The organism is Azospirillum sp. A23 (genome assembly GCF_042938965.1).
Taxonomy (GTDB): domain Bacteria; phylum Pseudomonadota; class Alphaproteobacteria; order Azospirillales; family Azospirillaceae; genus Azospirillum; species Azospirillum melinis.
This window is the reverse complement of the sequence record NZ_CP170663.1, coordinates 280,001-293,433: the sequence shown is the minus strand read 5'-3', so window position 1 is coordinate 293,433 and position 13,433 is coordinate 280,001. Positions and strand designations below refer to the sequence as shown.

Here is a 13,433-nt window from a genome sequence, read left to right as displayed (position 1 = left end):
ATCGAAAGGCCGGCAATGACACAGTCCAAGGCGATGAACGGCGGGCGCACGCTGCTCTTCGAGCGCCTGATCGATTTCGAGCCGGACAACCCGTCGACCGACGATCCGTCCATGATCGTCATGTCCATGCCCGACCTGACCGCGTCCATCCAGCGGGAAATCCAGCGCCTGCTGGACAGCCGCACCGCGGGCGAACGCCGGACGGACACGGGCGGCACCGTGATGGAATACGGATTGCCGGACTTCGGCGAGATCCATCCGCGCTCCTTCACCGACCGCCGCCGGGTGGAGACCGTGGTCCGCCATGCCATCCTCGATTTCGAGCCGCGCCTGCTGCGGCCGCGCGTCGTCGTGACGCCGGGCAAGGGCAACGGGACGCTGACGGTGGAAATCTCCGGCGAGGTGGCCGCCGGGACCGTCGTCGAGCCGCTGTTCTTCTCCGTTAATCTCGGCGCTGCATCCCAGGCGCCGACCGCCGGCCTCGCCGCCGGGACGGATTGACATGCGGCGCGAGGATCTCCTCGAACATTACGAGCGCGAACTGCTGTACGTCCGCCGGGCGGGCGAGGCGTTCGCACGCAGCTACCCGAAGATCGCCCGGCGCCTGGCGCTCGGGCCCGACCAGGCGGCCGACCCCAACGTCGAGCGGCTGATCGAGTCCTTCGCGTTCCTGACCGGACGCCTGCAACTCAACCTCGACCGCGAATTTCCGCGCTTCACCGAAGCGCTGCTGGGCATCCTCCACCCGCAGCTGGTGGCACCGGTGCCGCCGATGGGCATCGCCCAGATGGAGCCGGCGGCCGGCAACGGCCAGCTCACCGGCGGCTTCACCGTGCCGCGGGGCACGGCCCTGCACGCCCTGGCCGAAGGATCGGCGCGCTGCCGCTTCCGCACCGCCTACGACGTGACCCTGTGGCCGCTGGCGCTGACCGAGGCCGCGGTGGAGCCGACCGAGCGCTACGACTTCATCGACGGCGGCGAAGCCGCCTCGGTCCTGCGCCTGCGGCTGGAAACCTGCAATCAGGTCTTCGAGAATCTGCCGGTCGAGAGCCTGAGGCTGTTCCTCAACGGCGAGCCGGTGCTCAACGCGGCGCTGCACGAGTTGCTGCTGTGCGGCATGGTGGAGGTCGTCTACCTGATGCCCGGCAAGCCGCCGGTGCGGTTGCGCGGCGACGACCTGCTCCGCCCCGTCGGCTTCGAGCCCGACCAGACCGTGCTGCCGCACCCGCGGCACGCCCAGCCGGCCTACGGCCTGCTGCAGGAGTATTTCGAGTTCCCGCAGAAATTCGACTTCTACGATCTGGCGCTGCCGCAGGGCCGGCTGTCGGGAACCGTGGTGGACGTGCTGATCCTGGTGTCGCGCCCGCTGCCCAACCGGCTGACGGTGCGCCGCGACTGTTTCCAGCTGGGCTGCACGCCGATCGTCAACCTGTTCACCCGCTCGGCCGAGCCGGTGCGGCTCAACCACAAGCGCACCTCCTACCGCGTCGTCGCAGACGCCATGCGCGAGCGGACCACCGAGATCCATTCGGTGCTGGAGGTCACGGGCATGCGCGACGCCGACGGCGCGCGCCGCACCTATGTGCCGCTGTTCTCCTTCCAGCATGCCAGCGCCGATGCCGATCCGCGCGGCTTCTGGCTCGCCGCGCGCGAACCGACCCAGCGCGAGGACATGCCGGGCACCGACGTCTATCTCAGCCTGCACCATCTCGACCTCGATCCGGCGGAGCCGGCGGACGAGACGCTGCTGGTGCGGGTCGCCTGCACCAACCGGGGACTGGCGGAGCAGGTACCGGCCGGGGCGGTGCTGATGATCGAGGAGGCGGCCCCCATCGCCGCCATCCGCTGCCTGAACAAGCCGACCGCCGGGCGTCCTGCCCCGATCGGCGGCACGTCGGCGTGGAAGCTGGTCTCGCACCTGTCGGTCAACCACCTCAGCCTGACGGGCGATCCGGAGGGGCTGCGGGCGCTCCAGGCCATTCTCGGGCTCTATGCGCCGGACGACGTGATGGCGCAGAACCAGCTGCGCGGCCTGAACGCCCTTTCCTCGCGGCCGGTGCTGCACCGCATCGGCCAGGATGCCTGGCGCGGCTTCGTGCGCGGGCTGGAGCTGACCCTGGACATCGACGAGCGCAACTTCGTGGGCACCAGCCCGCTGGTGTTCGGCGGGGTGCTGAGCCGCTTCCTCGGCCTCTACGTCAACGTCAACGCTTTCGCCCAGCTCCGGCTGCGCTCGGTGCAACGAGGGGGGATCTGGAAGACATGGCCACGCCTGGCAGGCAATCAGCCCGTCCTCTGATCGAGGCGCTGGAGGCCGAGCCCTGGGGGTTCGACCTGTTTCAGGCCATCGCCTTGCTGGAACGCGCCGCACCGGACCGCGAGCCACTCGGGTCCGGCATCGATCCCGACCGCGAGGCCGTGCGCATCGAACATGACGCCACCCTCGCCTTTCCGGCCAGCGACGTGGTGTCGGCCCGGCAGGACGAGGACGGGCGCGGCGTCGTGCGCTCGCCGGTGCTGGGGCTCGGCGGCACGGGCGGCCCCCTGCCCTATGTCGCCACCGAGATGATGCTGGAGCGCGTGGCCCGCCACGATACGGCCGGCGCCGCCTTCTACGACATCTTCAACCACCGCCTGATGTCGATCCTCTACCGGACGCGGCAGGGCAGCCTGCCGCTGCTGGAGCGCGATCCGGAGCGGTCGCTGCTGGCTCGGGCCCTGCGTTCCCTGGTGGGCATCGGCACCGATCATCTGGAAGAGCGGCTACCGGGTGCGCCCGACCGCATGCTGCTGGCCTTTTCCGGCATCCTGTCCTGCCGCGTGCGTTCCGCCGCCGGGCTGGAGACGATGATCGGCGCCATCTTCCAGGTCGAGGCGCGGGTCAAGGGCTTCGTCGGCCGCTGGCTTCCCCTGGGCGAGGAGGCGACGACCGTCGTCAGCGCCGGGCGTCGGGGACGCAACAACCGGCTGGGCCAGGATGTGGTTGTCGGACGGCGCGTCTGGGACCAGCAGACCTGCTACGACATCGAACTGAAAATGGACTCGCTGGAGCGCTACCGCGACTTCCTGCCCAGCGGCCGCCACCACGCCACGCTGTGCGCCCTCGCCCGCTTCCACAGCGGCGACGGCATGGATTTCCAGATCTCCCTGGTGCTGAGCCCGCCGATGGTGCCGCACACCCGCCTTTCCGCCCGCGACGGCAGCCTGCTCGGCTGGACGTCCTGGCTGCGCTTCCCCAACTCGCCGAGCCGGACACCCGGCCAGCTCACTCTTCAGCCCGCGACCGGAGGCAGCCCGTGACCGCCGACATCAAGACCCTGATCGGAAAGCTCGACCGCGACGGCCGCAAGGTGCTGGAACGCGCCGCCGCCCTGTGCGTGTCGAACACCCATTACGACGTCGAGGTCGAACATCTGCTGCTCAGTGTCCTGCGCGCCAACAGCGGCGTCGTGACCGGCATCCTGCGCCATTACAACGTCGATGCGGCGCGGGTCGAGGCCGAGCTGAACGCGGCGCTGGAGAAAATCCGCCGCGGCAACACACGCACCCCCGCCTTCTCGCCGCGGGTGCCGGAGCTGCTGGAGAACGCGCTGCTCACCTCGGTGACGCATCTGGACAGCCCGCAGATCCTGGTGCCGGCCCTGCTGTGGGCGGCGGTCGCCTGCGATTCCGTGCGCGCGGTGGTCGGCGAGTCCGCACCGTCGCTGCTTGCCATCCCGCGCGACCGCACCGCCACCGACCTGCCGGAACTGGTGCGCATGCTGCGCAGCGACGCCAAGCTCGGCGAGGCGTCCCCGGCGGCGGCGCCGGGGCAGATTGGCGCACCGCTCGGCGAGGCGCCTTCGGCACCCTCGCCGCTGGCCTCCGGCCAGTCCATGCTGGACCAGTACACCGTCGACCTGACGGCGCAGGCGCGTGCCGGCAAGATCGATCCGGTGATCGGCCGCGACCGCGAAATCCGTCAGGTCGTCGACGTGATGATGCGGCGGCGGCAGAACAACCCGATCCTGGTCGGCGACCCCGGCGTCGGCAAGACCGCCATCGTCGAAGGGCTGGCGCTGCGCATCGCCGAGGGCGACGTGCCGGAGCCGCTGCGCGGCACGGCGATTCGCACGCTGGACCTCGGCCTCCTCCAGGCGGGCGCCGGCGTCAAGGGCGAGTTCGAGAACCGGCTGAAGTCGATCATCAAGGAGGTCGCGGCCTCCGCCGTGCCGACGGTGGTCTTCATCGACGAGGCCCACGCGCTGATCGGGGCCGGCGGGGCGGCCGGACAGGGCGACGCCGCCAACCTGCTGAAGCCGGCGCTCGCCCGCGGCGAGTTCCGCACCATCGCCGCCACCACCTGGGCCGAATACAAGAAATACTTCGAGAAGGACCCGGCGCTCGCCCGCCGCTTCCAGCCGGTCTCGGTTCCCGAGCCGGACGAGGTCGCCGCCGCCGCCATGCTGCGCGGACTGGTGCGCCGCTTCGAGGAACACCACGGCGTGCGCGTGCTGGACGACGGCATCGCCGCGGCGGTGAAGCTGTCGGCGCGCTACATCCCGGCGCGCCAGCTTCCCGACAAGGCGATCAGCGTGCTGGACACCGCCTGCGCCCGGGTGGCCGTCGCCCGCACCTCCAAACCCGAAGCCGTCGAGACCCTGGAGCGCGAGGACCAGATGCTGGCCCGCGAGGCCGAGCGGCTGGAGCGCGAGGCCGGCGCGGCGCACGAGGCCCGGCTGGCCGGCATCGCCACCCGCCGCCTTGCCGTCGCCGAGGAGCTTGCGGCGCTGACCGGGCGCTGGAACCGCGAAGCCGAACTGGTGAAGGCCATCGACGAGGCGCTGACCGCCGGCCGGCAGGCCGACGCGGTGGCGGCGGAGGAGCGGCTGGCCGCGCTGCGCGGCGACGACGCGCTGGTGCCGCACCGGGTCGACGGCGGCGTGGTCGCCGCGGTGGTGTCGAACTGGACCGGCATTCCGGTCGGCTCGATGTCCAAGGACGACGTCGATGTCGTCGTCGGGCTGGAGGAGCGCATGGAGGCGCGCGTCGTCGGCCAACCGCAGGCCCTGCGCGCCATCGCGCGGGCGGTGCGCGGCTACCGCGCCGGGCTGAACGAGCCCAACCGCCCCATCGGCGTCTTCCTACTGAGCGGTCCCAGCGGCGTCGGCAAGACGGAAACCTCGCTGGCCCTGGCCGAGCTGCTGAACGGCGGCGAACAGAGCCTCATCACCATCAACATGTCGGAGTATCAGGAGGCGCATGCGGTGGCGACCCTGCGCGGCGCCCCTCCAGGCTATGTCGGCTACGGCAGCGGCGGCGTGCTGACCGAGGCGGTACGACGCCGCCCGCATTCGGTCATCCTGATGGACGAGGTGGAGAAGGCCCACCCGGACGTGCTGGACATGTTCTATCAGGTCTTCGACAAGGGCGTGCTGGAGGATGGCGAGGGGGTGGAGGTCGACTTCCGCAACACGCTGATCCTGCTGACCAGCAACCTCGGCGACGTGGAGTTGACGGAACTGGGCCGGGCGCGGCTCGATGCCGGCGAGATCCGCGAGGCGCTGGAAGAGGGTATCGAGGCCATCTCCGATCCGCTGCGGCGGCGCTTCCGGCCGTCGTTCCTCGGTCGCCTGACGGTCGTGCCCTACTATCCCCTCAGCGAGCAGCAGGTCCGCGCCATCGCCATGATGAAGGTGGAGAAGCTGCGCAAGCGCACCGAGGGCAACCGCGCCGCGGCGCTCACTGTTGCACCGGCAGCGCTGGAGGCGCTGGTGCGGCGGGCCGTGCATTCCGATGCGGGCGCCCGTATGATCGACACCCTGCTGTCGGAGTTCGTGGTGCCCGAAGTGGCCATGCGGATCCTCGATCAGGTGGCCGCCGGGCAGCCGGTGGGGGCGATCCGGGTCGATTGCGACAGCGACGGGCGTTTCACCGTGACCGTTGGAGCCGCGGAACCGGCGCTGGCCTGACCGGCCGCGGGACGGGGCGAGGAAGCACGAGGGAAGGCAGCACGAGGGAAGAATGAGCGAGCGTTTCTCACAGGCCCAACAGCACCTGTCGATCTCGACTCCGCTCGGACCCGACAAGCTGATCCTGCGCAACATCGTGGGCGAAGAGCGGCTGTCGTCGCTCTTCTCCTACCGGGTGACCATGCTCTCATCGGACGACGACATCGACTTCGACCAGATCGTCGGCAAGCCGGTGACGGTGACCCTGACGCTGGGCGACGGCACCTCCAAGCGCTACATCAACGCCATCGTCGGCCGCATCGAGCTGACGCACATCGACGACCGCGATTCCTCCGCGCATTACGAGGCGGAGCTGCATCCCTGGCTGTGGATGCTGACCCATTCCGGCGATTGCCGCATCTTCCAGGAAAAGACGGTGCCGGAAATCGTCGAGGCGGTGATTGGCTCCACCGGCACCATCAAGACGGTGCTGAACGGCACCTATTCGACCCGCGAATATTGTGTGCAGTACCGCGAGACCGACTACAACTTCATCGCCCGGCTGCTGGAAGAGGAAGGCATCTTCTATTTCTTCGAGCATGCCGACGGCGAGCACAAGCTGGTTCTGGGCGACGGCGACAGCGCCTTCACCACCAGCGCTCTGGTCTCCACCTACGAGTATCGCGGGCACAAGGCCTACGACAACGAGGACAATGTCATCACCCAGCTCGGCGTCGAGCGGCGGGTGACGACCAAGAGCGTCGGGGTGGACAGCTATCACTTCGAAACGCCCTCGACCGACCTCTACGCCACGGCGGAGGGGAGTGCCGGCACCGGCACGATGAACGACTATGCGGTGCGCCACACGGTGTCCGCCGACGGCGAGCAGATCGCCCTGGTGCGCCAGCAGGCGCTCGCCTTCGCCAGCCAGCGCATCCGCGGCGGCGGAAACTGCCGCGGGATGGAGGCCGGGACCAAGATCACCATCTCCGGCCACCGCAAGGACTCGCTCAACGCGGAGATGGTGCTGAACTCCGTGCGCATCGACGGGGCGACCAACCGCTTCGTCGCGACCTTCACCGGCTTCCCGTCGGCCCACCCCTTCCGCCCGCTCAACACCGCCCAGAAGCCGCGGATCCACTCGACCCAGACCGCCAAGGTGGTCGGTAAGTCGGGCGAGGAGATCTGGCTCGACCAGTATGGGCGGATCAAGGTGCAGTTCCACTGGGACAGGCTCGGCACCAGCGACGAGAAAAGCTCCTGCTGGGTCCGGGTGGCGCAGGGTTGGGCCGGAAAGAATTACGGCATCATGTTCTTCCCGCGCGTCGGGCAGGAGGTGGTCGTCACCTTCCTGGACGGCGATCCCGACCGGCCGCTGGTCACCGGCGCCGTCTACAACGCCGACCAGACCGTTCCCTACACGCTGCCCGACGATTCCACGAAGAGCACCATCAAGACCCAGACCTCCAAGAACGGCACTGGCAAGTTCAACGAGATCCGCTTCGAGGACAAGGCCGACAACGAGGAGATCTTCGTCCAGGCCCAGAAGGACATGAACATCAAGGTCCTCAACGACCTGACGCGCCTGGTCAAGCACGACGAGATCGAGACGATCGAGAACGACAGCACCATCGACGTCAAGAACGACCGGAAGCTGACGGTCAAGAACAACCATACGATCACCGTGTCCGAAGGCAACGAGACGCACGCGATTTCCAAGGGCACCCGCGACCTGTCGGTCAAGGGCAAGGAGACGCACCTCAACAACGACGACTTCGAGCACACCGTCGACAACAACTACACGCTGACGGTCAAGGGCAACCTGACCATCGACGTGACCGGCGACATCGTGATCAAGGGCAAGTCGATCAAGCTGACGGCGACATCGGCCGACATCGGCATCAAGGCGGCGACCGGCATCGAGATCAAGGCGGGCACGTCCCTCGACGTCAAATCCGGCACCGCGATGACCGTGAAGGCCGGAACCGGCATGGAGATCGACGCCGGCATGGGCCTGGACATGAAGGCCGGCATGGGCGCCACGCTGAAGGGCGGCACGACGCTGGACCTCAAGGCGGGGCTGGCTCTGACGGCCCAGGGCCTGACCAGCACGGTGAAGGGGTCGGCGACGGCCGAGGTGAGCGGCGGCGGCATGTTGACGCTCAAGGGCGGCGTGGTGATGGTGAACTGAGATGACGGACATGGACTCTCCAACCGACACCCCCGACGCCGCAGGTCCCACCGAGATCACGGTCGAGGAGCGCGACGCGCACGGGCGCATCGTCCAGTCCGGACGGCTGGTGGACGGGGTGTTCGACGGCGACTTCATCCGTTATGGAGAGACCGGACGGCCGGCGATGCGGGCCCGCATGCGCGGCGGCGCCATGCATGGCGAGACACGCCATTATGACGATGACGGCAACATCGTGCAGGTGGCCGATTATGCAAACGGGGTGATGCACGGCACATCGACCTTCTACATGCAGGCGCGGCTGGTCTGCCGCATGAGCTACCGCGCCGGCGAACTGGAAGGGCCGTCCGTCTATTTCGCCACCAACGGCACGGTGGCGGCCGTGGTGCAGTATCGTGCCGGCAAACGCGAGGGCGAGTCGGTCTTCTACAGCCCCCATGGCGCGGTTCTGCGCCGGGAGACCTACGCCGCGGACCGTCTGCACGGCCCGACGGCAGGCTTTTTCGAAGGCGGAGCGGTCAGCGAGCAGGCGTTCTTCAAGGACGGACTGCTGGAGGGGGAGTTCCTGCGTTTCTTTCCGTCCGGGAAGGTGATGCAGCGCGGCGTCTATCACCAGGGCGTCCTGGTGGAGCCGCTGCGGACCTTCTCCGAGGGCGGGAAGGAGACCGGCGCGATCCCGCCGCCGAAGCCGCAGGGGCGATAGCGTCGGGCGGTTCGGTCCGGCAACCGATGCTCAGGGGACCATTTCGGTGAACTGACCGGGCAGCGTGATCTGGATGACGCCCCCAAAGGCGCACATGCATTTCGAACTGTTGTTGAGCGCCGGCATCTTGCCCACCAGGACGGTCGGGCTGCCGGGCACCCAGGGGGCGGCCGTCATCGGCGTGCAGGGCATGGGCGTCAGCACACCGAAGGCCGCCGCGGTGGCAGCGGCCACCGCCGGGTTGGCCATGCTCATGCACACGCCGAACGGCAAGACATTGACGAACGGCTTGCTGTCCATGATGTTGGCGGCGGGCACCTTGGAACTCATCACCGCACTGGCGGGAAGCACCATGAGGCTCGACGGTGCGGCGCCGAAACTGCACATCGTCATCGCGCCCATGACGGCCTGCATTCCCATGATGCGTCTCCTTTTCCCGTTCGCTGCGGTCCATTCCCGGAATAAAGCCCGGAGTCTGTCCAGTGCCTCTCCGGGCGCCGGACAGACTCCGATGAGGCACAGGCGTCAGCCGCCGGCCAGCTTGACGATCTGAAGCGTCGTGGAGACGATGGTCTTCAGGGTCGAGCCGATGGTGACGATGGTCTCCAGCGTCTCCTTCGTCACGCCGATCTTCTCCAGCGGCTTGCCGCGCAGGTCCTTGTAGCAGACCAGGTGGCCGGTCATCTGATCGTAGAAGACGTCCTTCGTCTTGATACGCGCCTGCAGCTCGTGGATCTTGTCGAGCGTGAAGGTCACCTTCTCGCCGAGGATCTTGACCAGAGCATCGGCTTGCTTGGAGAGCTTCTCCTTCTCCAGCTTCTCGATCTGGGTCATCATCTTCTTGGCCTGATCGTAGAGCTTATCGGACTGCTCTTCCATCTTGCCGGTCTTGGCATGGTATTCGAGCAGCAGCTTCTCCATGCCGCCGACCGACTTCACGAACGGCACGCCCAGGATCGCCGCCACCTCGCGCGCGCCGGCCTTGAAGTTCAGGTCGCCGCTGCTGTAGGCCGACGCCAGCGTGTCGTCGGTCTTGCGGATGTCGGTTTCCGCCTTCTCGATGTCGCGGGCGAAATTGTGAATGGCGAGCGCCATGGTGACCGCGGTCTTGCCGATGCTGGCGACGGTCGTGCAGATGCCGATGATCGCCATCGGGGTGGCGCCGCCCGCCGTTACCGCTGCGACACCGACGCTGACGCCGGCCGACACGGTGCTGGCAAGAATGCTGATCGACCCCAGCACCATGCTCTTGGCGAACTTCAGTTTGAACGACTTCAGATCGGACTTCTTGCTAGCATAGGCGTCCCACGCCTTTTCCACCGCCTTCAGGGCCAGCCCCGACTGTGCCTCGGTGAACTGCTTGCACATGACGTTGATCGTCTTCTCGCGCTCGGCCAGCTCTTTCTCGCTGACCGGCGGCTTCTTGCCAAGGTTGGCGTCGAAGTCCTGGAGAGCCCCCTGGATGTCCTTCTTCGACTTGTTGAGCTGCTCATAGGCCGCTTCGATCAGCTTCTGGACAATGATCTTGTCCTTGTCGATGGCCTTCTGGAGATCCTTCGGAACCTCCTTCAAATCCACCTTCGCGACCATGGCGGGCACCTTCATGTGCTTGGTCTTGAGCCCTGCGGAAAAATCCATCTCGGCGATCTGAATGCCGGCCATCGGGTGCTCTCCAGTGTTGGTCCGTTTCTCCCGCATCAGTATCCACACTGGAAGCGCCACTTCGACCGGGACTTGCTCCGAACTGGACTGTTGGATAATCCATTTCCGGAACAATCCACTGCCGCAAGGTAACGGTTCAAAGAAAATTTTAGCGCAATTGAGGATTGCGCCTCCGGCTACTTCGAAAATGAAGGACGGTTCTCCGCACGGATTGCGACCGGCCGCCCCGTTACCGAGGCCCGTCTTCGGCCGAAAGCCCGCCCGCCAATCAGGATTTCCCGCATGCGTTCGCTTGACGCCGCCGATCAGCGCACCCGTGCGGAGAGGGCGATGCCGCCGCCGATCAGCGCCACGCTCAGCAGCACGCCCAAGCTCAGCGGCTCGCTGTCGAAGAGCGCGCTCAACAGCAGCGCCGTGACCGGCACCAGACAGACGATCTGCCCGGCTTGGCTGGCCGGCATCACCGACAGCGCCTTGCTCCACCACCAATAGCAAAGCCCGGTGGCGATCAGGCAGTTGTAGGCGATGACCGCCAACAGCGAGCCCGACCAGTTGATCGGGTGCGCCGTTTCGGCGAACAGCGCCAGCGGCGCCATCACCGCCGCGCTGGCGGCGACCTGCCAGAAGATCTGGGTCCAGAACGGCGTGCGCCACAGCCGTCGGCGGTAGAGCGTCGCTCCCAATGCCCAGCTGATCGCGCAACCGATCAGGAAGCCGTTGCCGATCAGCGCGTTGACGTCGCTCCAGTTCACCAGCGCCGGGTTGAAGAAGACCACCACCCCGGCGAAGGTCAGCAGCGCCGCCGCGGCTTGCCGCTTGGAGATGCGCTCGCCGAGCAGCAGCAGGCCGAGCGGCAGCGTCCACATCTGCATGGTGTAAGCAAGCACCGACGCCCGCCCCGGCGAGACGAACTGCAACCCGATGTTGCTCAGCCCCATCATGCCGCCGACCTGCAGCAGGCCGACGACCGCGATCATCAGCCGCTCGCCGCGGTGGGGCAGCAAAGGAAAGCGCAACAGCGGCGCCATCAGGGCCACGCTTACTATGGTGCCGACCAGTCGAACGGCGCAGAAGGCGAGCGGTCCGATGTCGAGCAGCGCCAGCTTCATCAGCGGCCAGTTGGCGCCCCAGAACAGGACGACTCCGCCAAGCTGCAGGTAGATCGTCGGGCCGGGTTCCGTCCCGGCTGCCGTCTGGCGGGCCGTTCCGTTTCGCCTGCCGCCCACCGTTTCGTCCATCATGACCGGCCGCTCTCTTTAGGTTGCAGAGCATGCTAATTCGGCAGACTGATAATCAGCCCTGCATTCCTCTGGCGGCAGCCGTGCGTCGACGACTCCTATCTCCAGGCAAGGCCCGACCCTGGAGTAAGCGCGACCCCAACGGCGAAACGCCCCGTCTCATTCGAGGCGGGGCGTTTCCGATGTGTGTGAAGATGCAAGCCTGTGCGCTTTGTATATTGAGCGTCTCTTGTGCCTGAGCGACCTGGCGGCGACCTACTCTCCCACGTCTTAAGACGCAGTACCATTGGCGCGGAGGCTTTTCACGGCCGAGTTCGGGATGGGATCGGGTGTTTGACACCTCGCCATGACCACCAGGTCACCGAGGCACAAGACCGACGCTGTTACCGAAAGCGCGTATGCTTGTTCGTGCAAGTGATTTGAGGATGTATCGAACGGCGATGCGCTGGTCAAGCACTGCTTGGAACAGGCTTGCTGCTGCGCATGGCGCGGTTAGTGTGGTGTCGAGATCAAGCCGATCGAGCGATTAGTAAGGCTTAGCTTCAGGCATTGCTGCCCGTCCACATGCCTCCTATCGACGTGATGGTCTGTCACGGCTCTCAAGGGAGCTCTGGTTTAGAGGTGGGTTTCCCGCTTAGATGCTTTCAGCGGTTATCCCGTCCATACTTAGCTACCCGGCCATGCCACTGGCGTGACAACCGGTGCACCAGAGGTATGTCCATCCCGGTCCTCTCGTACTAGGGACAGATCCTCGCAAAACTCCGACACCCACGGCAGATAGGGACCGAACTGTCTCACGACGTTCTAAACCCAGCTCACGTACCACTTTAATCGGCGAACAGCCGAACCCTTGGGACCTGCTCCAGCCCCAGGATGTGATGAGCCGACATCGAGGTGCCAAACGACTCCGTCGATATGGACTCTTGGGAGTCATCAGCCTGTTATCCCCGGCGTACCTTTTATCCGTTGAGCGATGGCCCGTCCACGTGGAGCCACCGGATCACTATGGCCGACTTTCGTCTCTGCTCGACTTGTCAGTCTTGCAGTCAGGCGGGCTTATGCCATTGCACTCGTCGAGCGATTTCCGACCGCTCTGAGCCCACCATCGCGCGCCTCCGTTACACTTTGGGAGGCGACCGCCCCAGTCAAACTACCCGCCATGCAGGGTCCCGGACCCGGATAACGGGCCACGGTTAGATGCCAGAGACTTCAAGGGTGGTATTTCAAGGTTGGCTCCACACGAGCTGGCGCCCATGTTTCCAAGCCTCCCACCTATCCTACACATGAAGTCCCTAGCACCACTGCAAAGCTGTAGTAAAGGTGCACGGGGTCTTTCCGTCTGACCGCGGGAACTCCGCATCTTCACGGAGAGTTCAATTTCGCTGAGTTGGTGTTGGAGACAGCGGGGAAGTCGTTACGCCATTCGTGCAGGTCGGAACTTACCCGACAAGGAATTTCGCTACCTTAGGACCGTTATAGTTACGGCCGCCGTTTACCGGGGCTTCAATTCAGAGCTTGCACTCCTCCTCTTAACCTTCCGGCACCGGGCAGGCGTCAGACCCTATACGTCGCCTTGTGTGGCTTCGCAGAGCCCTGTGTTTTTAGTAAACAGTCGCTACCCCCTGGTCTGTGCCCCCCGCCATGGCTTGCGCCACAACGGGGCCCTCTTCTTCCGAAGTTACGAGGGCAATTTGCCGAGTTCCTTCAAC

9 protein-coding genes and 2 rRNA genes (1 of these 11 cut by a window edge) are annotated in these 13,433 nt (G+C 66.3%); 6 read left to right on the top strand and 5 right to left on the bottom strand.

What is annotated here, in order from left to right; translation table 11 throughout:
• Positions 1–15: 15 nt before the first annotated feature.
• From tssE to ABNQ40_RS01155, 6 genes are read left to right on the top strand one after another with little or no spacing between them, the layout of a single operon-like run.
• On the top strand, positions 16–501 hold the full coding sequence (tssE, locus tag ABNQ40_RS01180) for a type VI secretion system baseplate subunit TssE (protein ID WP_247879938.1): 486 nt from the start codon (positions 16–18) through the stop codon (positions 499–501).
• 1 nt (position 502) lies between these two features.
• The gene (gene tssF / locus ABNQ40_RS01175; protein WP_109051044.1) at positions 503–2,299 is read left to right on the top strand and encodes a type VI secretion system baseplate subunit TssF; all 1,797 of its coding nucleotides are present in this window, start codon (positions 503–505) and stop codon (positions 2,297–2,299) included.
• The gene (tssG, locus tag ABNQ40_RS01170; protein WP_109051043.1) at positions 2,263–3,300 is read left to right on the top strand and encodes a type VI secretion system baseplate subunit TssG; all 1,038 of its coding nucleotides are present in this window, start codon (positions 2,263–2,265) and stop codon (positions 3,298–3,300) included. The genes tssF and tssG overlap by 37 nt, the downstream gene beginning before the upstream one ends.
• Complete coding sequence (tssH, locus tag ABNQ40_RS01165) at positions 3,297–5,951, top strand: type VI secretion system ATPase TssH (RefSeq protein WP_109051042.1); 2,655 nt, start codon at positions 3,297–3,299, stop codon at positions 5,949–5,951. Before tssG ends, tssH begins: the two co-directional genes overlap by 4 nt.
• A gap of 52 nt (positions 5,952–6,003) precedes the next feature.
• On the top strand, positions 6,004–8,121 hold the full coding sequence (locus ABNQ40_RS01160; protein ID WP_109051041.1) for a type VI secretion system Vgr family protein: 2,118 nt from the start codon (positions 6,004–6,006) through the stop codon (positions 8,119–8,121).
• 10 nt (positions 8,122–8,131) lie between these two features.
• Positions 8,132–8,824: a toxin-antitoxin system YwqK family antitoxin gene (locus ABNQ40_RS01155; protein ID WP_247879937.1), complete on the top strand. Its 693-nt coding sequence runs from the start codon at positions 8,132–8,134 to the stop codon at positions 8,822–8,824.
• 30 nt (positions 8,825–8,854) lie between these two features.
• Here ABNQ40_RS01155 and ABNQ40_RS01150 read toward each other — a convergent pair whose 3' ends face one another.
• From ABNQ40_RS01150 to ABNQ40_RS01130, 5 genes are all read right to left on the bottom strand, one after another.
• The gene (locus tag ABNQ40_RS01150) at positions 8,855–9,244 is read right to left on the bottom strand and encodes a DUF4280 domain-containing protein (protein WP_109051039.1); all 390 of its coding nucleotides are present in this window, start codon (positions 9,242–9,244) and stop codon (positions 8,855–8,857) included.
• A 105-nt stretch (positions 9,245–9,349) separates the two neighbouring features.
• Positions 9,350–10,486, bottom strand: coding sequence for a hypothetical protein (locus ABNQ40_RS01145; protein ID WP_391345365.1), 1,137 nt, complete (start codon positions 10,484–10,486; stop codon positions 9,350–9,352).
• A gap of 305 nt (positions 10,487–10,791) precedes the next feature.
• Positions 10,792–11,727, bottom strand: a complete 936-nt coding sequence (locus ABNQ40_RS01140; RefSeq protein WP_109051038.1) for a DMT family transporter — start codon at positions 11,725–11,727, stop codon at positions 10,792–10,794.
• 239 nt (positions 11,728–11,966) lie between these two features.
• A 5S ribosomal RNA gene (rrf, locus tag ABNQ40_RS01135) occupies positions 11,967–12,082 on the bottom strand.
• 147 nt (positions 12,083–12,229) lie between these two features.
• Positions 12,230–13,433, bottom strand: a 23S ribosomal RNA gene (locus ABNQ40_RS01130); it runs 1,541 nt beyond the window's last position.

Coding starts and splice junctions, on each gene's coding strand:
- tssE (WP_247879938.1), top strand. CDS start 16: ATGACACAGTCCAAGGCGATGAACGGCGGGCGCACGCTGCTCTTCGAG.
- tssG (WP_109051043.1), top strand. CDS start 2,263: ATGGCCACGCCTGGCAGGCAATCAGCCCGTCCTCTGATCGAGGCGCTG.
- tssF (WP_109051044.1), top strand. CDS start 503: ATGCGGCGCGAGGATCTCCTCGAACATTACGAGCGCGAACTGCTGTAC.
- ABNQ40_RS01150 (WP_109051039.1), bottom strand. CDS start 9,244: ATGGGAATGCAGGCCGTCATGGGCGCGATGACGATGTGCAGTTTCGGC.
- ABNQ40_RS01160 (WP_109051041.1), top strand. CDS start 6,004: ATGAGCGAGCGTTTCTCACAGGCCCAACAGCACCTGTCGATCTCGACT.
- ABNQ40_RS01155 (WP_247879937.1), top strand. CDS start 8,132: ATGGACTCTCCAACCGACACCCCCGACGCCGCAGGTCCCACCGAGATC.
- ABNQ40_RS01140 (WP_109051038.1), bottom strand. CDS start 11,727: ATGATGGACGAAACGGTGGGCGGCAGGCGAAACGGAACGGCCCGCCAG.
- ABNQ40_RS01145 (WP_391345365.1), bottom strand. CDS start 10,486: ATGGCCGGCATTCAGATCGCCGAGATGGATTTTTCCGCAGGGCTCAAG.